This window comes from Micrococcus terreus (assembly GCF_900116905.1).
Taxonomy (GTDB): domain Bacteria; phylum Actinomycetota; class Actinomycetes; order Actinomycetales; family Micrococcaceae; genus Citricoccus; species Citricoccus terreus.
On the sequence record NZ_FPCG01000006.1, the window covers coordinates 16,275 to 37,922 of the forward strand.

Below are 21,648 nucleotides of genomic sequence, written 5' to 3' on the forward strand. Positions count from 1 at the left end.
CGCGGTCCGCTCCGGCAACGGCCAGTCAGTCCTCGTCCGGCAGGGCTGCCAGACGCGGAACGCTCGACTCGGAGTCCTCTCCGGCGATCACATCGCCCCAGGACTCCACGATCAGCTCGGCCAGGGCCTCGCGCTCCTCGAGCGGCAGGAAGGAGGCCTCCACGGCGTTGAGCTGGAAGTCCAGCAGGTCCTCGAGATCGTAGTCGAAGGTCTCGGCCAGCAGGTACAGCTCGTCGGTCAGGGAGACCCCGCTCATCAGGCGGTTGTCCGTGTTGACGGTGATGCGGAAGCCCAGCTGGTGGAGCATGTCGATCGGGTGGGTGGTGATGTCCGGGCCGAAGGCCGCCACGGCGCCGGTCTGCAGGTTGGAGGACGGGCAGACCTCCAGGGCGATCTCGCGGTCGCGCACCCAGGCGGCGGTCTCGCCCAGGTCCACCAGGGCGACGTCCTCGCCCAGGAGCCGGCCGTCCTCGTCGGTCCCGCCGAACTCCACGGTGATGTCCTCGGCGATCCGCACGCCGTGGCCCAGACGCTGGGCGCGGCCGTTGAGCAGCGCGTCCTGGATGGAGGCCACGCCGTCGGACTCGCCGGCGTGCACGGTGGCGGGCAGGTGCTGGGCGGCCAGCCAGGTGAAGGCCTCGGTGAAGCGGCTGGGCGGGAACCCGGCCTCGGGGCCGGCGATGTCGAAGCCGACCACGCCGGCGTGGCGGTGACGCACGGCCAGCTCGGCGATCTCCTGGGCGCGGTCCAGGTGGCGCATGGCGGTGATCAGCTGGCCGGTCTGGATGGCGGTCCCGGCGGCCTCCGCCGCGTCCATCCCCTCCTGCAGTCCGGCCTGGACCGCCTCCACGGCCTCGTCCAGGGTCAGTCCCTGCCGCAGGTGCTGCTCGGGGGCCCAGCGGATCTCGGCGTAGACCACGCCGTCCTCCACCAGGTCCTCCACGAATTCGCGGGCCACCCGGCGCAGGCCCTCGGCGGTCTGCATCACGGCGATGGTGTGGTCGAAGGTCTCCAGGTAGCGCTCCAGCGAGCCGGCGTTGGCGGACTCGGTGAACCAGGTGGCCAGGTCATCGGCGTTGTCCGCGGGCAGCTCGTGGCCGATCTGCTGGGCCAACTCCAGCACGGTGGCCGGGCGCAGTCCGCCGTCCAGGTGGTCGTGCAGGCTGACCTTGGGCAGGGCGGCCAGGTCGATCTCCAGGGGGGAGGGGGCGTCGAAGCCGAAGGGGCTCTCGGTCAGCTCCTCGTTCAGCTCATCGGTGAGGTGGTTCGGGTTCTCGGGCGCGTTCTGGGGCGAAGTCTCAGTCACGGGGCGAGTCTACGTCGTCCCCGTCCACCACCAGGGGCGGTGCGGGGCTGGCGGCCTGGGCCCGGCGCAGCACCCGCGCGTAGATCCGCTTGAGCACGGCGTCGATGATCCAGCCGATCACCCCGGCGGCCACCACGGCCACCAGGATCTGCAGGATCGGGTTGTCCAACCAGCCCGCGGTGGCCCGTCCGATCCCGATCGAGTAGCCGGACCAGATCATCGCGGCGATCACGTCCAGCAGGGTGAACCACTTCCGGGGGAAGCGGGTGGCCCCGGCAGTGTAGTTCACGGCCACCCGCCCACCGGGGATGAACCGGGCGGTGGTGATCACGAACGCACCGTGGGACTCCAGGGCGTGCCGGGCGGAGGAGACGGCACGCTGGACGGTGCGGGTGCGCATCCAGCGGAACCGGTCGGTGCCGATCCGCCGTCCCATCGAGTAGGCGATCTGGTCACCGATGACGGCCCCGGCCATGCCCACCAGCCACAGCAGCCACAGGGAGACGCCCTCGCCGCCGCCGGAGATGGAGGCCAGCGCCACGATCACCGACTCCGAGGGCACCACGGGGAAGAACCCGTCCACCACGCACAGCACGAACGTCAGCGGCAGCACCCACCACTGCCCGGCGGCGTGCAGGATGGCGTCCTTGATCTGGTCCATCATCTGCTGTGCATCACTCCCCCGTCACCGGCCCCGGCCGTTCAGCGTCCCGTCCCCGGTCCGGTCAGCTGATCCGGTCCATCACCAGGGGACGCTCGAGCGCGGCACGCGCCTCGTCCGAGCCCTCGGCGGAGATGTCGTAGCCGCCCTCCAGGGCTGCCAGCGCACGGTCGAAGGCCTCCGGGGTGTCGGTCAGCAGGGTCATCAGCGGCTGCCCCTGCTGCACAGTGTCGCCCGGCTTGGCGTGCATCCGCACACCCGCTCCGGCCTGCACCGGGTCCTCCTTGCGGGCCCGCCCTGCGCCCAGCCGCCAGGCGGCCAGTCCGACGGACATGGCATCCAGGCGAGACAGGATTCCCGACGACCGCGCCGTCACCACCTGCGATTCCCTCGCCTGGGGCAGGGCCGCGTCCGGGTCGCCGCTCTGCGCGGAGATCATCTTGCGCCAGACATCCATGGCGCGGCCGTCCTTGAGCGCCTCGGCGGGGTCCTGGTCGGTCACTCCGGCACCGGCGAGCATCTCCCGGGCCAGGGCCACGGTCAGCTCCACCACGTCGGCCGGACCGCCGCCGGCCAGCACCTCCACGGACTCCTCGACCTCGATCGCGTTGCCTGCGGTCAGGCCCAGCGGTGTGCTCATGTCGGTCAGCAGCGCGGTGGTGTTCACTCCGGCGTCCCGGCCCAGGTCCACCATGGTGCGGGCCAGCTCGCGGGCGTCCTGCTCGTTCTTCATGAACGCACCGGAGCCGCACTTGACGTCCAGCACCAGGGTCCCGGTGCCCTCGGCGATCTTCTTGGACATGATCGAGGAGGCGATCAGCGGGATGGCCTCCACCGTGCCGGTGACATCACGCAGTGCGTAGAGCTTCTTGTCCGCCGGGGCCAGTCCGGACCCAGCGGCACAGATGACCGCACCGATCTCCGAGAGCTGGTCCATCATCTGCTGGTTGGTCAGGTTCGCCTGCCAGCCGGGGATGGCCTCGAGCTTGTCCAGGGTGCCGCCGGTGTGACCCAGTCCGCGGCCGGACAGCTGCGGGACGGCCACGCCGTACACCGCCACCAGCGGAGCCAACGGCAGGGTGATCTTGTCACCCACGCCGCCGGTGGAGTGCTTGTCCGCTGTGGGGCGAGTGACGCCGTCGGGAGAGCGCAGCCCGGAGAAGTCCAGGCGCTCACCCGAGGCGATCATCGCCTGGGTCCAACGGGCGATCTCCGTCCGCTCCATCCCGTTGAGCAGGATGGCCATGTTCAGCGCGGCCATCTGCTCATCGGCCACCACCCCGCGCGTGTAGGCGTCCACCACCCAGTCGATCTGCTCCGGACTCAGCTGCTGGCGGTCGCGCTTGGTGCGGATGATCTCGATCGCGTCGAAGGGCTCGTGCGTGGGAGCGCTCATGTGGGGGTGATGTCCTTTCTCGGGGACAGTCAGGGTCAGGTCTGGGTGCGGCCGCGCTGCTCAGCGGCGGCCATGTCCTCAGGTCCGAAGGCCTGAGGCAGGATCTCGTCCATGGTCTTCACGCCCTGGGTGCTCATCAGCTTCATGCCGGGTGCATGGAACTCGTAGAGCAGCTGGCGGCAGCGGCCGCAGGGCATCAGGATCTCGCCGCGTCCGTCCACGCAGTAGAACGCCACCAGGCGCCCTCCTCCGGTGCGGTGCAGTTCGGAGACCAGCGAGCACTCGGCGCACAGGGTCAGCCCCAGGGAGGCGTTCTCGATGTTGCAGCCGGCCACGATCCGCCCGTCCTCCACCAGCGCTGCGGCCCCCACCGGGAATCCGGAGTACGGGACGTAGGCGCGGGTCATGGCGGCCCGAGCGGCGGACTCCAGACGGCCCCAGTCGATGCTGGACTCGCTGCGCACCAGCGGGATGGAGGCGGTGAACAGCTCGTCCTCGAAGCCGTCGGAGACGTCGTCGGTGAAATCGGGGTCTGAGCTCACGTCACTCCTTGGTGTACGGCGTACCGGCGGCGGCCGGCCCGCGGGAGCGGCCCACCAGTCCGGCCACCGCGAAGACGGTCACCAGGTAGGGCAGCATCGCCATGAACTGGCTGGGCACCGGAGTGCCCAGGATCGCCAGGACGTACTGCAGGTTGGTGGCGAAGCCGAAGAGCAGGGCGGCGAAGAACGCGCCGATCGGGTTCCAGCGTCCGAAGATCACGGCCGCCAGCGCGATGAAGCCCTGACCGGCAGTCATCTCCTTGGAGAAGGACGAGGAGCTGACCAGGGTGAAGAACGCTCCGCCCATGCCGGCGATCGCACCGGCCAGCAGCACGTTGATGTACCGGGTGCGCAGCACCTTGATGCCCACGGTGTCTGCGGCCTTGGGGTGCTCGCCCACGGCGCGCACACGCAGTCCCCACTTGGTGTGGAACAGGCCGATGTAGAGCGCGGCGACGATCAGGTACATGCCGTAGCCCAGCACGGTCTGGTCAAACAGGATCGGGCCGATGATCGGGATGTCCGCCAGCACCGGGATGCGGATGCTGGTGAAGTGCGAGGGCGAGTTCAGCGTGGAGCTGTTCGGTGCCAGCACGGTGGAGAACAGGAAGCTGGTCAGTCCGGCCACCAGCACGTTGAGCACCACGCCGACGATCACCTGGTTGACCAGGTACTTGATGGAGAACACCGCCAGCAGCACGGAGACCAGCACCCCGGCGACGACGGCCGCCAGCAGGCCTGCCCACGGCGAGTCGGTGATGGAGGAGACCACGGCTGCGGTGAAGGCACCGGCCAGCAGCTGGCCTTCGATGGCGATGTTGACCACGCCTGCGCGCTCGGAGAGCACACCGGCCATGGAGCCGAAGATCAGCGGCACGGCCAGCACGAAGGACCCGGCGATCAGCCCGGTCAGGAACACCGAGGTGTTCTGGGCGGAGCCGACCACCCAGACCAGGAACCCGGCCACGAGCAGCAGAGCGAACAGGGCGGCCTGCCAGCCGGCCACGTTGCGTCCCCGCGACACCGAGACGAAGGCCCAGACGGTCAGCGCGGCCATCAGCAGGGTGATCACCCAGCCCACGGGGACGGTGGGGGCCACCAGGTCCGGGATGTGGACGGCGTCGTTGGGGGTGGAGATGCGGAAGGTCGCGCTCTTGCCGGAGGCGTTGAGCGTGAACAGCAGCAGGGAGACCAGAGTGAAGACCGCGAAGACGATCGGCGTGTTCCAGTGGCGGACCACGTCCTGCTCGGGCGTCTGCGCCTGGGGGCGCGGAGTCTCTGACCTGGAGTCAGTGGCGGTGACGGTGTGGCTCACAGCTGCTCCCCTTCCCCGGCGGCCCGGCGACGGGCGTCCTCGTCCTGGTGGACCTCCTCTGCCGTGGGGTGTGACCCCAGGGGCGGTCCGCTGTCCGGCGGTGTGGATGACACATCAGCCTCGTCGGCGGTGGCCTCCTCCTCCGCATCAGCCAGACCGGCTCCGTCACCCGTGGCACCGGCAGGTGCATGGGTGGTGCCGTCAGCGGTGGCGGTGGTGGAGGCGGCCACACCGGCGGCCAGCGGCTGGGTCACCGGGTCGGCCGAGGTGCGGGCCTTGAGGGCTCCGGGCTGGGGCAGACGGAAGATGGTGCGGACCAGCGGAGGTGCGGCGATGAACAGCACGATGAAGGACTGGACCACGAGCACGATGTCGATCGGCACACCGGTCTCGACCTGCATGGTCACGCCACCGGCACGCAGCGCACCGAAGAGCAGGCCGGCGAAGAAGACACCGATCGGGTTGGACCGGCCCAGCAGGGCCACGGTGATGGCATCGAAGCCGAAGGATCCGGCCACATCGGTGTTGAGCACCTTCTCGGTGCCGGAAACCTGGGCCATGCCGGCCAGGCCGGCCAGACCACCGGAGATCGCCATGGCGGTGATGTACATGGACCGCACGGAGATGCCGGCGGTGCGGGCGGCCGTGGGATTGGCACCCACGGCGCGCAGCCGGAAGCCGATGGTGGACCGGCTCAACAGCCACCAGGCGAAGACGGTCGCCAGGATGGCCACCACGAACCCCCAGTTCAGCCGGAAGCTGTCACCGATCAGCGGCGGGAACAGGGCTGTCGGCTCGAGGGCGTCCGAGACCGGGTTCGTGGAGCCTTCGGCCTGCAGGACCGGAGTGTAGAGCAGGTAGGTGACCAGGTTGATGGCCACGTAGTTGAGCATGATCGTCAGGATCACCTCATGGGCACCGGTCCAGGCCTTGAGCGCTCCGACCACCGAACCCCACAGGGCACCGCCGAGGATGCCCATGATCAGCACCAGCAGCAGGTGGATCCCGGCGGGCAGCTGCAGGTGGACGCCGAACCAGGTGGCGAACATGGCCCCGAAGATCATCTGGCCCTGGCCACCGATGTTGAACAGGCCCGCGCGGAAGGAGATGGCGATGCCCAGCGAGATGATGATCAGCGGGGTGGCCACCGTCAGGGTCTCGGTGAGCGGGTGGAACATCCCGGTGACACTCGAGGCCTCGTAGTTGAAGATGGAGCCACGGAACAGTGCCGCATAGGCGCTGGTCACAGCAGTCCAGGCGGCGGCCAAGGCGTCCATGGGGCGACTGAAGAAGTAGGCCGCGGCGTCCAGGAAGTCCTGGTTGGTGAAGATGATCAGCAGGGCACTGATGATCAGCGAGAGCAGGATGGCCAGCACGGTCACCATGCCGTTGCCGGACATGATCTCGCGCATCACAGAGCCGGAGGACCCGGCTCCCGAGGTGGTCTGGGCCGATGAGCGGCTGGCACCGCGCTCAGGTCGTTCGGTGGTGGCAGTGGAGCTCATGCCCGGGTTCCCTCCTGGGTCACGGTGTGCTGGTCGTGCTGGACCTCATGCTGGATGCCGGCCATCATCAGGCCCAGCTCGTCACGTGAGGTGTCACCGGGGACGATGCCCATGATCTTGCCGTGGTACATCACAGCGATCCGGTCGGCGAGCTCCAGGACCTCGTCCAGCTCGGTGGAGACGATCAGCACCGGGGTGCCTGCGTCACGCTCCTGGACGATCCGGTCGTGCAGGAACTCGATGGAGCCCACGTCCACGCCGCGGGTCGGCTGAGAGGCGATGAAGAGGCTGAGGCCGTCCACCAGCTCTCGGGCCATGACCACCTTCTGCTGGTTGCCGCCGGAGAGGGTGCTCACGGGAACGTCCACGCCCTGGGTGCGGACGTCGAAGGTCTCCACTCGCTGCGCGGCGAACTCGCGGATCGCGGAGGGGCTCAGCTGGACGGCGTTGCCGGCCGGAGCCTGATCGAAGCGGTTCAGCACCATGTTCTCGGCCACGGAGAACGAGCCGACCAGACCGTCGGTGGACCGGTCCTCGGGGACGTAGCCGACCCCGGCGCGGATGATCTGGCGGGTGGTGCGGCCGAGCAGCTCCTGACCGTCCAGCCGGATGGAGCCGGAGGCCTTGTGCAGCCCCATGATGGCCTCGGTCAGCTCGGTCTGGCCGTTGCCCTGGACACCGGCCACCGCCAGGATCTCGCCCTGGCGGATGCCGAAGGAGACATGGTCCACGATCCGCTGGCCGGTGGGGCTCAGCACGGTGAGGTCACGGACCACGAAGGTCTCCTCGCCGACCTTCGGTGCGGACTTCTGGCGATTCAGGACCACATCGCGGCCGACCATCAGGGCGGCCAGCTCGGACTGCTCCGCAGAGGGGTCGGCGGTGCCGACCAGTCTGCCGCGTCGAAGCACGCTGATGCGGGTGGAGATGGCCTTGACCTCACGCAGCTTGTGGGAGATGAAGACGATGGCGGTGCCGTTGTCCCGCAGCTGACGGATGATCTCCAGCAGCTCGTCGGTCTCCTGAGGAGTGAGCACGGCGGTGGGCTCGTCCAGGATCAGCACCTTGGCATCGCGCACCAGCGCCTTGATGATCTCCACGCGCTGCTGGACGCCCACGGGCAGGTCCTCGACGATCGCATCGGGGTCCACATGGAAGCCGTAGCGATCGGAGATCTCCCGGATCTTGCGCCTGGTGCTCTCCAGGTCCAGGATGCCGGCGGCGCGGGTGTGCTCGTCTCCCAGGGCGACGTTCTCTGCCACGGTGAACACCGGGATGAGCATGAAGTGCTGGTGCACCATGCCGATGCCGGCCGCCATGGCCTCGCCCGGTCCGGAGAAGGCCACGGGCTGATCATCGACCAGGATCTGTCCCTCGGTCGGCTCGTAGAGGCCGAACAACACGTTCATCAGCGTGGACTTGCCGGCACCGTTCTCACCGAGCAGCGAGTGGACCTCGCCGGACTCGACGACCAGGTCGATCGAGTCGTTCGCCGTGAACTCACCGAATCTCTTGGTGATGCCGCGTAGTTCGAGTTTCACCGTGGGGCAGCCGTTCTGGTCTTCCGGACCGTTGCGGGGATCGTGGGTGGTCCGGCGTCGAGGCGGCGGGACAGCTGGTGCCGTCCCGCCGCCTCGAGCCGGGTGGAGATGCCGCCGGGCACCTCGGTCAAGGTCGGACGCCGGAGCCTGAGGGACCCCGGCGTCAGGACCCTATCAGTGCTCCGGGGAGTACTCCGAGCCGACCTCGATGGAACCGTCGATGATGCCCTGCTTGATGGCCTCCAGCTCGGACTTCATCTCCTCGGACACCTCGCCGTCGAAGTCGTGGAACGGAGCCAGGTCCACGCCGCCGTTCTCCAGGGTGCCCACGTAGGGCTCGGAGGAGAACTCGCCCTCGAGGTCGTTGGCGATGACCTCCTGGACGGCGTCGCCCATCTTCTTGACCACGGAGGTCAGGATGACCTCGCCCTGCTCGGTGGTCTCGTAGCCGTCGGAGTCCACCCAGATCACCTTGGCCGAGGCGCCACCGTTGTTGGCCTCCACCACGGCGTCCAGAGTGCCCAGGCCCACGGGGCCGGCCACCGGCATGATGATGTCGGCGCCCTCGTTGATGAAGTTGGTGGTGTTGGTCTTGCCAGCGGCCTGGTTCTCGAAGTCACCCGTGAAGGACCCGGTCTTGGCCTCGCGGTCCCAGCCCAGGACCTGGACGTCCGCACCCTTCTCCTGGTTGTAGTGCTCCACGCCCGCGGCGAAGCCGTCCATGAAGATGGTCACGGTGGGGATCTCGGCTCCGCCGTAGGTGGCGACCTTGCCGGACTCCGAGGTGCCGGCGGCCAGGTAGCCGGCCAGGAAGGCGGCCTCAGCCGTGTCATAGATGATGCGCTGGACGTTCTCGGTGAAGTCCGTGTCGGTGACGTCCACACCGATGAAGTGGATGTCCGTCTGCTCCTGGGCGATCGGCTTGATGGTGTTGCCCAGCAGGAAGCCCACACCGATGATCGAGTCGCAGCCGGACTGGACCATCTGGTTCACGTTGGGAGTGAACTCCGAGGGGGAGTTGGACTCGGCCTGGGCCATCTCGATGCCCAGCTCGTCCTTGGCGGCGGTGACGCCCTCGTAGGAGGACTGGTTGAAGGAACGGTCGTCGAAGCCGCCCTGGTCGGAGACGATGCAGGCCTTGTAGTCGCTGTTGTCCTCAGCAGGACCGGAGCCGGCGCCGTTGCCGGACTCCTCGGGAGCAGCACCGCAGCCGGCGAGCAGCAGGCCGGAGACGCCCAGCAGGGCCGCCGGGACGCCGACGGAACGGGAGAGACGGGAGGAGGATGCAGAGCGCATGATGATCCTTTTGGTGCGAGGGATGTGGCAGCAGTGCGTGTTGCAGACTGTTACCCCTGAGTTTACCCAACGTTGTGCGGATCACGCCGACGCTCCCCTGGCCCCGTGATTCCGGGCCGGATGGGCCGTGCTCCGCTACTGGACCCCGGCCATCGCTCGCAGTGCCGCGGCCGTGAAGATGCGCATGCCCACGCCGATCGCCCGCTCGTCCGGGGCGAAGTCGCCCATGTGCAGGTCATAGACCGGGCCACCCGGAGTGCGGGTGCCCAGTCGGAGCATGGAGCCGGGGACCTGCTGCGTCATCCAGGCGAAGTCCTCGCCGCCCATCGACTGAGGCGTGAGCTGGATGGCCCGGGAGCCCAGCTCGGCACGGGCGGAGTCCTCGATCAGGTCGGTCTCGGCCTCGGTGTTGACCACGGGAGGCACCCCGCGCACGTGCTCCAGGCTGACCTTGACCCCATACGGTGCCGCCACCTGCTGGACCACCTCGTCCAGCAGCTCACCTGCAGACTGCCAGGCCTCGGCGTCCAGGCAGCGCAGGGTGCCCGCGAGGTAGCCGGTGGACGGGATGGCGTTCGGGGCCGCGCCGGCGGTGATCTGGCCCCACACCACGGAGACCGCCGAGCGGACGTCGATCCGGCGGTTCAGCACCGCCGGGACATTGACGGCGATCTGGGACAGGGCATAGACCATGTCCTCGGTCAGGTGCGGACGGGAGGTGTGGCCGCCGCGTCCGGTCAGCGTGATCTTCACGGTGTCCGAGGCCGAGGTGATGGCACCGATGCGCGTGCCGATGGTGCCGACGTCGAAACGCGGTTCGCAGTGCGCGGCCAGGATCCGGGGCAGACCCTCCAGCACACCCTGGCGGATGACGGAGAGGGATCCGCCGGGCAGGCGCTCCTCTGCGGGCTGGAAGATGACCCGGACGCGGCCGGTGAGGGGGACGTCGTCGTAGGCGCTGTCGATCTGACCGGCTTGGCCGGTCACCAGACGGTGGATGGCGATGGCGGTGCCGGCCATGACCGTGGTGTGCACGTCATGTCCGCAGGCGTGGGCCACGCCCTCGGTGGCGGAGGCGTAGTCCAGACCGGTGCGCTCGGGCAGGGGCAGGGCGTCGATGTCCGCCCGCAGACCCAGCACCAGCGGTCCCTCGCCGATGTCCACGTAGGCACCGGTGTCCTGCAGCTTGACCGGGCTCAGTCCGTGGTCGGTGAGCAGCTCGAGGATCCGCTGGGTGGTGCGGTGCTCCTCATAGGAGAGCTCCGGATGCTGGTGCAGATCCCGGCGGAAGGCCACCAGATCCGACTCCAGTGACTTCACCAGGGGCGTCACTCGAGGCAGCCCGGGGTCATCGGCCACGGGCTGTCCGGCGGTGCGGGGCAGGCTCTCGGTCATCGTCTGGATGCTACCGCTCCGTAGGTGCGGATCACTCAGTGCTACGACTCAGAGGACGTCGTTGCGGCCGCGGGCCTTGAGGGCCTCCACGGCCTGCTTGACGGACTGGGCGTGCTCGGTGGTGGTCACCAGCAGGGCATCAGGGGTGTCCACTACGACGACGTCCTCCACGCCGATCAGCGCGATCACCCGTTGGGTGTCGGTCACCACCACACCGGTGGCCTTGTCCGCATAGACACGGGGGGTGTCGCCGATGACGGTGATGCCGGAGGCGTCCTTGGCCGGGTTCAGGCGGGCGATGGCCGCGAAGTCCCCGACGTCGTCCCAGGTGAAGACCCCGGGGATGACGGCGACGTCGCCAGCATCGGCCGCCGGCTCAGCCACGGCGTAGTCGATGGCGGTCTTCTTCAGGGTGGGCCAGATCCGCTGCATGACCTCATCCTGGGCGTCAGTGCCCCACGCCTGGGCGATCTCGGTCAGCCCGGCGTGCAGCTCGGGCTCGCTGGCCTTGAGGTGGCGCAGCATCAGCTCCACCGGGGCCACGAACATCCCTGCGTTCCACAGGTACTCGCCGGAGTCCACGTACTCCTGGGCGAGCTTCTCGGCCGGCTTCTCCACGAAGGCGGCCACGTCACGCGCGTTCGGGGCGCCGTCCACGTCCAGGGGCTCGCCCTGACGGATGTAGCCGAACCCGGTGGAGGCGTAGGTGGGCTTGATGCCGATCGTGACGATCCGACCGGAGGCCGCGGTGGCCACCGCCTCCCGCACGGCCTGCTGGAAGACGTCCACGGGGCCGATCACCTGGTCGGCCGCGAAGGATCCCATGATTGCTTCGGGGTCGCGCTCATGGAGGATGGCCGCGGCCAGCCCGATCGCTGCGGCCGAGTCCTTGGGCTCCGGCTCGAGCACCAGGTCTGAGGTGTCCAGGTCCGGCAGCTGGCCGCAGACAGCCTCCTGGTGCGCCTGGCCGGTCACCACCATGATCGGCCGCGAGGAGAGATCGTCCAGACGGTCATAGGTGGCACGGATCAGCGTCTGGCCGGAACCGGTCAGGTCATGGAGGAACTTGGGCGCGGCGGCGCGAGAGAGCGGCCAGAGTCGAGTCCCCACTCCCCCGGCCGGAATCACCGCCACGAAGCGCTCCAGTCCTGGTCCGGACACGGCTGTGGTTGAAGTGGTCTGGTCGGTCACAGGGGTCAGCATAGGCCAGCCGCCCTCCCGGACCAGGGAGGAAGGACCGGCGTACGGCATGGGGGTGAGCGAATACACACTGGCCGCGAGTGAGGCGCAGAGGCTGAATCGGGACTACTCTGTCATGAAGGAATGCACTCGCACCGGCGTTCTCCTCAGTGCGCGCTCCCCGCGTCACAGCGCCCTTGCAAACCTTGGGAGGTTTAACAGTGTCAATTGCGACGACAGCGCAGGCCCCGGCGAAGTCCGGCCGAGGGACCCTCTATCGCGGCAATGAGGGCATGTGGTCCTGGGTGGGCCACCGCATCACCGGTGTGGTGATCTTCTTCTTTCTGCTGGTCCACGTGTTGGACACAGCACTGGTGAGGGTCTCGCCGGAGGCCTACGACGCCGTGATCGGCACCTATCAGAACCCGGTGATGGCCGTGGGCGAGGTCGGCCTCGTCGCCGCCATCGTCTTCCACGCCTTCAACGGTCTGCGCATCATCCTGGTGGACTTCTGGAAGGGCGGCACCAAGTACCACAAGCAGATGCTGTGGGCCGTGCTGATCCTGTGGGTCGTGACCATCGCCGCCTTCTCCATCCGTCACCTGTCCCTCGCCTTCGGAGGTCACTGATCCATGAGTGTCACCACTGAACCCATCATCGCGGCCCCCCGCACCGGCCGGATCGATCCCAAGTACCTCCGCTCGAAGGGCTCCAGCGGCAGCTTCGAGATGCTGACCTGGCTGTTCATGCGCCTGTCCGGCGTCCTGCTGGTCGTGCTGATCTTCGTGCACCTGTTCTCCAACCTGATGGTCGGGGACGGCATCAACGGCATCGACTTCGGCTTCGTGGCCGGCAAGTGGGCCGATCCGTTCTGGCAGTTCTGGGACCTGGCCCTGCTCTGGCTGGCCATGCTGCACGGCACCAACGGCGTGCGCACCATCATCAACGACTACGCCGAACGGGACGGTGTCCGGTTCTGGCTGAAGATGATCCTCTACGTGGCCACCGTCGTGATCATCGTCCTGGGCACCCTGGTGATCTTCACCTTCGAGCCCTGCCTGGTGGACGGCGCCGGCAACCTCCTCGAGGCCTCCCCCGCCTTCTGCGAGACCCGCTGAGCCCCGGGCCCACACGGCCTTCCAGACTGACTTCAGACGTTCTCATAGCTAAGGAACACCACGAATGCAGGTACACAAGTACGACGTCGTGATCGTCGGCGCCGGTGGCGCCGGGATGCGCGCCGCCATCGAGTCCGGCCAGCGCGCGCGCACCGCCGTCCTCACCAAGATCTACCCCACCCGCTCCCACACCGGTGCGGCTCAGGGCGGCATGTGCGCCGCTCTGGCCAACGTCGAGGAGGACAACTGGGAGTGGCACACCTTCGACACCGTCAAGGGCGGTGACTACCTGGTGGACCAGGACGCCGCCGAGGTGATGGCCAAGGAGGCCATCGACGCGGTGCTGGACCTGGAGAAGATGGGTCTGCCCTTCAACCGCACCCCCGAGGGCAAGATCGACCAGCGTCGCTTCGGCGGCCACACCCGTGACCACGGCAAGGCCCCGGTCCGCCGCGCCTGCTACGCCGCAGACCGCACCGGTCACATGATCCTGCAGACCCTCTATCAGAACTGCGTCAAGCACAACGTCGAGTTCTACAACGAGTTCTACGTGCTGGACCTGCTGATGGTGGACGAGGAGGCGACCCGCGAGGACGGGACCCCCTACACCCAGAAGCGCGTGGCCGGCGTCGTGTCCTACGAGCTGGCCACCGGCGAGCTGCACATCTTCCAGGCCAAGTCCGTGGTCTTCGCCACCGGCGGCGCCGGCAAGGTGTACAAGACCACCTCCAACGCCCACACCCTCACCGGTGACGGCATGGCCATCGCCTACCGTGCGGGCCTGCCCCTGGAGGACATGGAGTTCGTCCAGTTCCACCCCACCGGCCTGGCCGGTCTGGGCATCCTGCTCTCCGAGGCCGCTCGCGGCGAGGGCGGCATCCTGCGCAACGCGGACGGTGAGCGCTTCATGGAGCGCTACGCCCCGACGATCAAGGACCTGGCCCCGCGTGACATCGTGGCCCGCTCCATGGCCGAGGAGGTCCGTCAGGGCCGTGGCGCCGGTCCGAACAAGGACTACGTGCTGCTGGACCTGACCCACCTGGAGCCCTCGCACATCGACGAGAAGCTGCCGGACATCACCGAGTTCGCCCGCACCTACCTGGGTGTGGAGCCGTACACCGAGCCGGTGCCGGTCTTCCCCACCTGCCACTACTTCATGGGCGGCATCCCCACCAACATCAAGGCCGAGGTCCTGCAGGACAACGACACCGTGGTGCCGGGTCTGTACGCCGCCGGCGAGGTGGCCTGCGTGTCCGTGCACGGCTCGAACCGTCTGGGCACCAACTCCCTGCTGGACATCAACGTCTTCGGCCGTCGCGCCGGCATCTACGCCGCCGAGTATGCGCAGACCGCTGATTTCGTGGAGTTGCCCGAGGGTGGGGAGCTGCCCACGGTCGAGCACATCGAGAACCTGCGCTCTGCCACCGGCGCCGAGAAGGTCGGCGAGCTGCGCTCGCGCCTGCAGGAGGTCATGGACGCCGACATGCAGGTGTTCCGTGACGAGGACTCGATCCGCCGCGCACTGGCCGAGATCGAGGACCTGCGTCACCGCTACGAGCAGGTCTCCGTGCAGGACAAGGGCCAGCGGTTCAACCTGGACCTGCTGGAAGGACTCGAGCTGGGCTACCTGCTGGACATCGCCGAGGCGATGACCCTGGCCGCCCTGGGCCGCAAGGAGTCCCGCGGTGGTCACTACCGCGAGGACTACCCGGACCGCGACGACGAGAACTTCATGGCCCACACCATGATCTACCGTGACGAGAACGCCGAGATGGAGGGCGTGAAGGGCATCCGGTTCGAGACCAAGCCCGTGGTCGTCACCCGATACCAGCCGATGGAGCGTAAGTACTGATGAGCACTGTCACCGAGGCCGCTGAGCCAGCATCCAAGGTCGACCTGGGCACCCAGGGCGGCGGATCCGGAGAGATCCAGAGCTTCGACGTCACCCTCAAGGTCCGCCGCTACCTGCCGGAGACCTCTGAGGAGTCCTACTGGGACGAGTGGACCGTCACCATGTACGGCACCGACCGTGTGCTGGACGCACTGCACAAGGTCAAGTGGGAGATCGACGGCACCCTGTCGTTCCGTCGCTCCTGCGCCCACGGCATCTGCGGCTCCGATGCCATGCGCATCAACGGCCGCAACCGCCTGGCCTGCAAGACCCTGCTGAAGGACCTGGACCTGTCCAAGCCCATCCTGGTGGAGCCCATCAAGGGCCTGCCGGTGGAGAAGGACCTGATCGTGGACATGGACCCGTTCTTCCAGTCCTACCGCGAGATCATGCCGTTCCTGATCAACAAGGGCCCCGAGCCCACCAAGGAGCGCCTCCAGTCCCAGGAGGACCGGGCCCGCTACGACGACACCACCAAGTGCATCCTGTGCGCCGCGTGCACCTCGTCCTGCCCGGTGTTCTGGACCGACGGCCAGTACTTCGGACCGGCAGCGATCGTCAACGCCCACCGGTTCATCTTCGACTCGCGTGACGACGCCGGAGACCTGCGCCTGGAGGTCCTCAACGACAAGGAGGGCGTGTGGCGCTGCCGCACCACCTTCAACTGCTCCGAGGCCTGCCCCCGCGGCATCCAGGTCACCAAGGCCATCGCCGAGGTCAAGCAGGCGGTCCTGAACCGCACCTTCTGATCTCCCGCGGAGACCAGACAGACCAGAAGCCCCGCACCGAACGGTGCGGGGCTTCTCTGTTCTCAGACGCAGGTGCTCAGGCCCTCGGTGTCAGTACCGGGGCTTCTCCGACTGAGCACGGGTGTAGGCGGCCACGTCCTTGTTGAAGGCGGTGATCAGCCAGACGATGTTCACCACAATGAACAGCGCGCTCAGCACGATCGCCAGGATCAGCCCCGGTCCCTCGTAGACGCTGAGTCCGCTGAAGCCGAAGGCGGAGAAGGCGATGCCCAGGATGGCCAGGACGATGCCCAGGATGCGAGCCCAGTTCTTGCCCTTGCGCAGCGGCAGGTAGACCAGCAGGTACAGGCCGATGCCCAGCACCAGGACGACCAGGGTGGTCCCCAGCGTCATGGCGCTCGATGCCGCCAAAGCGGTGTCCAGCTCGGCCTCGGACATGGCCAGGCCGCCGGCCTCGAGCTGGTTCCGGACCTGCTCGCGCACGGCGTCCTCGTTGGGCGGGAAGATCAGGCTCACCAGGGAGGAGAGCACCCACAGGACCAGCGATCCCAGGGTGAGCTTGAGCAGCAGGTCCATCTTGGCCGGCCGCTCCACCGGTGCACCGTACTGGCCCTGCTGGGCGTAGGGCGTGGTGCCGTAGCGGCTGCCCTGCTCGGGTGCCTGTCCGGGCTGGCCGGGTGCGGGGTACTGCATCTGACCGGGCTGGCCGTACTGCTGGCCGGGGTTCGGCTGGTTCGGATCCTGCCCGGGGGGTGGGTTCGGAGGAAGGTTCTGACTCATCTGGGAGTCCTCTCTGTCAGGGGGTGATGTACAGATCTGTCAGCACGGGGCCGGACTCACTCGTGGCGCAGGGCCTCGATGGGGTCCTTCCGTGCGGCTCGTGCTGCCGGCAGGGTGCCGGCCAGGAACGCGATACCCAGGATCAGCAGGGTGATCCAGAGCAGGGCCAGCGGGTCCACGGAGAACAGGGTCAGCCCGGCGACTCCGCTCAGCGGCCCCTCGGTCAGCAGCGTGTTGCCGACCAGTCCGGCGACCAGACCGAGGCCGACGCCGATCACCGAGCCCATCAGCCCGATCATCACCGCCTCCATGGAGAACAGTCCGAAGACCTTGCCGTTGGACATGCCCAGGGCCTTCATCAGTCCGATCTCCCGGGTGCGCTCCTGGACGGACATCAGCAGGGTGTTGACGATGCCGAAGCTGGCCGCCAGCAGGGCGATCAGTCCGAAGCCGTTGAGCACCCAGGTGACGGTGTCGATGATGCCGCGGAGCATCCCGAGCTGGTCCTCCATGGTCAGGCCCATCATGTCGTTCTCCACCAGGGCGTTCTTCACGTCCATCTCGTGGGCGGCCATGTCCTCCACGGTGGCCACGGCCTGGACGTAGGTGTTCTGACGGTCCTCAGGCAGCCCGGTGTTCTGCGCGGCGGCGATCTCCGCGTTCAACGCGGTGGAGGGCAGAATGCTGCTGCCCACGCCGGAGGGCAGCGGCGCGGAGATGCCGACGATCTCGGCCTCCACGGTGTGCCGCTCCCCCACCACATCGGACACGGCCAGGGTCACGGTCTGGCCCACGGCGTCCTCGGCAGTCTCAGCACCCAGCGACTCCAGCCAGGAGTTCGGCACGGTCAGCTCCAGGGCCTCGGGCTCCGGCGCCCGTCCGGCGTCCAGCTCCAGGGAGGGCGCGTCGATGGGGAAGCCCACGGAGGGCACCTGCCACTGACGTCCGTCCTCGCCCTGGAGGTAGTCCACACTGGTGAACACGATCGGCTCCACGGCCGTCACATGGTCCAGGCCCTGGATGGTCTCGATGTCCCGGTCGGTGAGCATGGTCTGCCCGAACTCACCGGTGGCGCCGTCCTTCTCCGGGTCGAACTCGGTGGGACCGTCACCGGTGGGCATCTGCGCGGTGGGGTCGGCGGCGGCCATGACGTACATCTGACTGTCATCGCCATAGCCGTCCACGATGGTGGAGACGTACTTGTTCACGCCGGATCCCAGACCGGAGGTCAGGGTCAGGGCGAAGGCGCCGATCACGATCGCGATCACGGTGAGCGCGGTGCGCATCTTGGAGCGCAGGGTGTTGGTCAGGGCCGTCCCGACGACGTCCAGAGACTTCATGACTGACCTCCCGTTCCGCTGAGCACGCCTCGGTCCTCGGAGACGATCAACCCGTCCTGCATATGCAGGCGACGCTGGCACTTGGCCGCCAGGTCGTCGTCGTGGGTGACGACCACCAGGGTGATGCCGTGGTCACGGTGCAGGCCGAAGAGGATGTCCTCCACCACCTCGGAGGTGGCGGTGTCCAGGTTGCCGGTGGGCTCATCGGCGAAGATGACCTCGGGCCGGTTCACCAGGGCGCGGGCGATGCACACGCGCTGCTTCTGGCCGCCGGAGAGGTCGGTGGCCTTGTTCTTGGCCTTGTCCGCCATCTCCAGCTGCTCCAGGACCTCCATGCCGCGCTGGTTGCGCTCGGAGCGTCCCACGCCGGCGATCTTCAGCGGCAGGGTGACGTTCTCCAGCACGGTCTGGTGGGGGTTGAGGAAGAACTGCTGGAAGACGAAGCCGAAGGTGGCGTTGCGCAGCCCGGAGACGTCCTTGATCTTCAGCTGGGAGACCGGACGGCCGTGCATGGCCACCACCCCGGCGGTGGGCTGGTCCAGCAGGGCCAGCAGGTGCATCAGGGTGGACTTGCCGGACCCGGACTTGCCGATGATCGCCAGGGACTCGCCCTGCTCGATCTGGAAGGTGATCCCCTTGAGCGCGTCGAACCGGGACTCGCCGCGGCCGTAGACCTTGACCAGGTTCTCGGTCTCGAGGACGGGTTCGACCCGGTGCCGGCCGTGAGCGCCCGAGGGCTCGGGCGGTGGACTGTTCGGTGCCGAGGGCACGGAGGACATCAGTTCCCTTTCGTGGAGCGCTGCTGGATCTCCGGCGCTCCGGGAGGGACGTCTGCGGTCTCCCCCCGGTGGCCGGACTGACTCCAGTCTGTCAGCCCGGCGCCACCAGGGCCTCCGCCACACGGGGGAGATTCCGGCGTGTCTAGCCCACCGGAGGGAGGAAACCGACCTTGCGGTACACCTCGGAGAGCACGGGAGCGGCCACCTCGCGGGCCTTGACGGCGCCGTGAGCGAGCAGCCGGTCCAGCTCGGCCGGATCGTCCAGCAGCTCCAGGGCCCGGGTGCGGATCGGTTCCAGCCGCTCCACCACGGCCTCGGCCAGATCGACCTTGAGGTGCCCGTACATCTTCCCGACGTAGGCCTCCTCCAGCTCCGGGATCGACCGGCCGGTGACGGCGGCGAAGATGGAGAGCAGGTTGGACACCCCGGGCTTGGTCTCCCGGTCGAAGCGGACCTCCGTGCCGTCGTCCGTCACAGCGGACTTGATCCGCTTGGCGGTCTTCTTGGGCTCGTCCAGGATGTTGATCAGCCCGTTCGGGGAGACCGCGGACTTGGACATCTTGGCGGTGGGGTCCTGCAGGTCATAGATCCGGGCGCCGTTCTCCGGGTAGAAGCCGGTGGGCACCACGAAGGTCTCCCCGTATTTGGAGTTGAAGCGCTGGGCCAGGTCCCGGGTGAGCTCCACGTGCTGGCGCTGGTCATCTCCCACGGGCACGCCGTGCGGCTGGTAGAGCAGGATGTCTGCGGCCATCAGCATGGGGTAGGCCAGCAGACCCACGCCTGCGGAGTCGGCACCCTGCTTGGCGGCCTTGTCCTTGAACTGGGTCATCCGCTGAGCCTCACCCATCCCGGTCATGCAGGTCAGCACCCAGGCCAGCTGGGTGTGCTCGGGAACCTGGGACTGCACGAACAGCGTGGAGCGCTCCGGGTCGATCCCGCCGGCGATGAACTGGGCGGCGGCCACCCGGGTGCGCTGGATCATCGCGGCCGGGTCCTGCGGCACCGTGATGGCGTGCAGGTCGGGGATGAAGTAGTAGGCGTCGAAGTCGTCCTGGACCTGGACCCAGTTGACCAGCGCACCCAGGTAGTTGCCCAGGTGCAGGGAGTCCGCCGAGGGCTGCATGCCGGAGAGGACACGGTGGCGGGTGCCCGCCCCGGGCAGGTGGGCGGTCTTCGCGGTGTCCGTGGCCAGCACGTCGGCCGGGCTGACCCGGCGGGCGTTCTGCTCGGCGGCGGTGGTGGCGGTGGGCTCAGCGGTCATCTCGGTGGGGTCCTTCGAAAGGTCGTGTCAGAACTGGTAGTCGACCACCAGCGGTGCGTGGTCGGAGAAGCGGGTGTCCCAGCTGGGAGCGCGGTCCACCACGGCCTGGGTGGCCTTGGCGGCCAGCTCGGGGGTGGCCATCTGGTAGTCGATGCGCCAGCCGGTGTCCTTGTCATAGGCCTGCCCGCGCCAGGACCACCAGGTGTAAGGCCCGTCCACGTCTCCGGCCAGTTCCCGGGCCACGTCCTTCCAGCCGATCTCCTCGCCGAAGAAGCGGTCGAAGTACGCACGCTCCTCCGGCAGGAAGCCGGCCTTCTTGACGTTGCCCTTCCAGTTCTTGATGTCCCGCTCGGTGTGTCCCACGTTCAGGTCACCGGTCACCAGGGCGTAGTCCTTCTCCTGGCGCAGCTGCTGCAGCCGCAGGACCATCTGGTCCAGGAACCGGTACTTGTCCACCTGCTTGGGGGTGTCCACCTCGCCGGAGTGCACGTAGGCCGAGACCACGGTCAGGGTCTTGCCGTCCGGGGTGGGCAGGTCCACCTCGACCCAACGGCCGGCATCGTCGAAGTACTCGTCCCCGATCCCGCTGCGCCGCTCCCCGTGCTCGGCGAGGGTGGCCACCGCCACGCCGGCGCGGCCCTTGGCGGCGGCCACGGCGTCATGCACGTGCCAGTCCTGCCCGGTGATGTCCTCGAGCATGGTCTCCAGGATGTCGCTCGGGGCACGGACCTCCTGCAGGGTCAGCACGTCCACGCCGCGTCCGGCGAACCAGGCCGGCATGCCCTTGCGGTGCGCGGCCCGGATCCCGTTGACGTTCACCGTGGCCACGCGCAGCGCGCCCGGTTCCTTGGGGGCGTGGGCGTTGGCATGCACGACGGCGGCCGGGGCCTGATCGGTGGGGGCGGCGGTCACTGGGGTGGAGGGCTTCGAGGTCACGCTCTCCAGGGTAGTTCAGTCAGTTGATGACCTCGCCCTGGATGGGTCCCTCGTCCTGAGCGGCGCGGGAGCCGCGGGGCCGCTGGGAGGAGGCGGCGTCGTCGGGACGTGCTGTGGAGTCCTGCTGCGAGCCGTGCTGGGAGGCCTTGATCATGTCCCGGGCGTTGCCCGCGGTGATCTCGATGGTCTCCAGTGCCCGGCCGACCATGTCCTGGTCCGCGGCGGCACCCTGGGCCAGCTCCTCCTGGATCACGCGGGTCTGGACCTGGACGATCTTGAAGGAGTGGTCCAGCTTGGTGTCCCGCATGGGGTCCACGGCCGGGGCGGACTGGCCCTGGACCTCGGTGCGCGGGGCCATCGAGGCGGTCATGTTCTTGACCTGCTTGGACACCGACTGGGCGCCACGGCGCACGCCGAGCACCACGGCCACGGCCAGCAGCAACCAGCCGCCGGAGATGATCACCAGCAGCCAGCCGATGACGTCGTTCTGGTTCGCGGCGAAGAGCAGGGCCACGATCAGCACCAGGACCATGACGCCGAAGGTGATGCCACCGCCCTTCATCGTCCAGTTCAGCCCCTGACGAGACGAGGACGGGGAGGACTGTGCTGAGGATCCGCTTTCCACTGACTGCATGGCACCGATTATCCCGCATCGGCA

At 68.2% G+C, this 21,648-nt stretch carries 20 protein-coding genes; 4 read left to right on the plus strand and 16 right to left on the minus strand.

Features of this window, described 5'->3' with window-relative positions:
- Positions 1-25: 25 nt before the first annotated feature.
- From BM355_RS08255 to BM355_RS08300, 10 genes are all read right to left on the minus strand, one after another.
- Positions 26-1,237: an adenosine deaminase gene (locus BM355_RS08255; RefSeq protein ID WP_091697489.1), complete on the minus strand. Its 1,212-nt coding sequence runs from the start codon at positions 1,235-1,237 to the stop codon at positions 26-28.
- A 61-nt stretch (positions 1,238-1,298) separates the two neighbouring features.
- Positions 1,299-1,970 carry a DedA family protein gene (locus tag BM355_RS08260; RefSeq protein ID WP_091697170.1) on the minus strand — a complete coding sequence of 224 codons (672 nt, stop codon included), beginning with the start codon at positions 1,968-1,970 and terminating at the stop codon, positions 1,299-1,301.
- Positions 1,971-2,031: 61 nt separating this feature from the next.
- Positions 2,032-3,363: a thymidine phosphorylase gene (locus BM355_RS08265; RefSeq protein ID WP_091697172.1), complete on the minus strand. Its 1,332-nt coding sequence runs from the start codon at positions 3,361-3,363 to the stop codon at positions 2,032-2,034.
- 35 nt (positions 3,364-3,398) lie between these two features.
- Positions 3,399-3,827, minus strand: a complete 429-nt coding sequence (locus BM355_RS08270) for a cytidine deaminase (RefSeq protein WP_091697491.1) — start codon at positions 3,825-3,827, stop codon at positions 3,399-3,401.
- A 79-nt stretch (positions 3,828-3,906) separates the two neighbouring features.
- On the minus strand, positions 3,907-5,220 hold the full coding sequence (locus BM355_RS08275) for an ABC transporter permease (protein ID WP_091697174.1): 1,314 nt from the start codon (positions 5,218-5,220) through the stop codon (positions 3,907-3,909).
- The gene (locus tag BM355_RS08280; protein ID WP_091697176.1) at positions 5,217-6,725 is read right to left on the minus strand and encodes an ABC transporter permease; all 1,509 of its coding nucleotides are present in this window, start codon (positions 6,723-6,725) and stop codon (positions 5,217-5,219) included. Before BM355_RS08280 ends, BM355_RS08275 begins: the two co-directional genes overlap by 4 nt.
- Positions 6,722-8,266, minus strand: a complete 1,545-nt coding sequence (locus BM355_RS08285) for an ABC transporter ATP-binding protein (protein ID WP_091697178.1) — start codon at positions 8,264-8,266, stop codon at positions 6,722-6,724. Before BM355_RS08285 ends, BM355_RS08280 begins: the two co-directional genes overlap by 4 nt.
- 174 nt (positions 8,267-8,440) lie before the next feature.
- A complete protein-coding gene (locus BM355_RS08290; protein WP_091697180.1) occupies positions 8,441-9,562 on the minus strand; it encodes a BMP family lipoprotein in 1,122 nt (373 codons plus the stop codon).
- A gap of 135 nt (positions 9,563-9,697) precedes the next feature.
- Entirely contained in the window at positions 9,698-10,957 is a 1,260-nt protein-coding gene (locus BM355_RS08295) for an amidohydrolase (protein ID WP_091697184.1), read from the minus strand.
- Positions 10,958-11,005: 48 nt separating this feature from the next.
- Entirely contained in the window at positions 11,006-12,148 is a 1,143-nt protein-coding gene (locus BM355_RS08300; RefSeq protein WP_425435615.1) for a mannose-1-phosphate guanylyltransferase, read from the minus strand.
- 209 nt (positions 12,149-12,357) lie between these two features.
- Between BM355_RS08300 and sdhC the strand changes: the two genes are divergently transcribed.
- From sdhC to BM355_RS08320, 4 genes are all read left to right on the plus strand, one after another.
- Positions 12,358-12,765: a succinate dehydrogenase, cytochrome b556 subunit gene (sdhC, locus tag BM355_RS08305; protein ID WP_281247572.1), complete on the plus strand. Its 408-nt coding sequence runs from the start codon at positions 12,358-12,360 to the stop codon at positions 12,763-12,765.
- Positions 12,766-12,768: 3 nt separating this feature from the next.
- Positions 12,769-13,254 carry a succinate dehydrogenase hydrophobic membrane anchor subunit gene (locus tag BM355_RS08310; RefSeq protein ID WP_091697193.1) on the plus strand — a complete coding sequence of 162 codons (486 nt, stop codon included), beginning with the start codon at positions 12,769-12,771 and terminating at the stop codon, positions 13,252-13,254.
- A 64-nt stretch (positions 13,255-13,318) separates the two neighbouring features.
- A complete protein-coding gene (gene sdhA / locus BM355_RS08315) occupies positions 13,319-15,106 on the plus strand; it encodes a succinate dehydrogenase flavoprotein subunit (protein WP_091697196.1) in 1,788 nt (595 codons plus the stop codon).
- Positions 15,106-15,894, plus strand: a complete 789-nt coding sequence (locus BM355_RS08320; RefSeq protein ID WP_091697198.1) for a succinate dehydrogenase iron-sulfur subunit — start codon at positions 15,106-15,108, stop codon at positions 15,892-15,894. Before sdhA ends, BM355_RS08320 begins: the two co-directional genes overlap by 1 nt.
- A 90-nt stretch (positions 15,895-15,984) precedes the next feature.
- Here the strand turns inward: BM355_RS08320 and BM355_RS08325 are convergent, their stop codons facing one another.
- The 6 genes from BM355_RS08325 to BM355_RS08350 all read right to left on the minus strand — a co-directional run bounded on the left by BM355_RS08325 (position 15,985) and on the right by BM355_RS08350 (position 21,624).
- On the minus strand, positions 15,985-16,674 hold the full coding sequence (locus tag BM355_RS08325; protein WP_245760684.1) for a hypothetical protein: 690 nt from the start codon (positions 16,672-16,674) through the stop codon (positions 15,985-15,987).
- Between the two features lie 56 nt (positions 16,675-16,730).
- Complete coding sequence (locus BM355_RS08330; RefSeq protein WP_091697200.1) at positions 16,731-18,014, minus strand: ABC transporter permease; 1,284 nt, start codon at positions 18,012-18,014, stop codon at positions 16,731-16,733.
- Positions 18,011-18,793 (minus strand): ABC transporter ATP-binding protein, encoded by a 783-nt coding sequence (locus BM355_RS08335; RefSeq protein WP_091697202.1) that lies wholly within the window; start codon positions 18,791-18,793, stop codon positions 18,011-18,013. The genes BM355_RS08330 and BM355_RS08335 overlap by 4 nt, the downstream gene beginning before the upstream one ends.
- A gap of 142 nt (positions 18,794-18,935) precedes the next feature.
- Positions 18,936-20,054, minus strand: a complete 1,119-nt coding sequence (gene trpS / locus BM355_RS08340; protein WP_091697204.1) for a tryptophan--tRNA ligase — start codon at positions 20,052-20,054, stop codon at positions 18,936-18,938.
- A 27-nt stretch (positions 20,055-20,081) separates the two neighbouring features.
- Positions 20,082-20,927, minus strand: a complete 846-nt coding sequence (locus BM355_RS08345) for an exodeoxyribonuclease III (protein WP_091697496.1) — start codon at positions 20,925-20,927, stop codon at positions 20,082-20,084.
- Between the two features lie 82 nt (positions 20,928-21,009).
- Positions 21,010-21,624 (minus strand): hypothetical protein, encoded by a 615-nt coding sequence (locus BM355_RS08350; RefSeq protein WP_091697206.1) that lies wholly within the window; start codon positions 21,622-21,624, stop codon positions 21,010-21,012.
- Between the last annotated feature and the right edge of the window lie 24 nt (positions 21,625-21,648).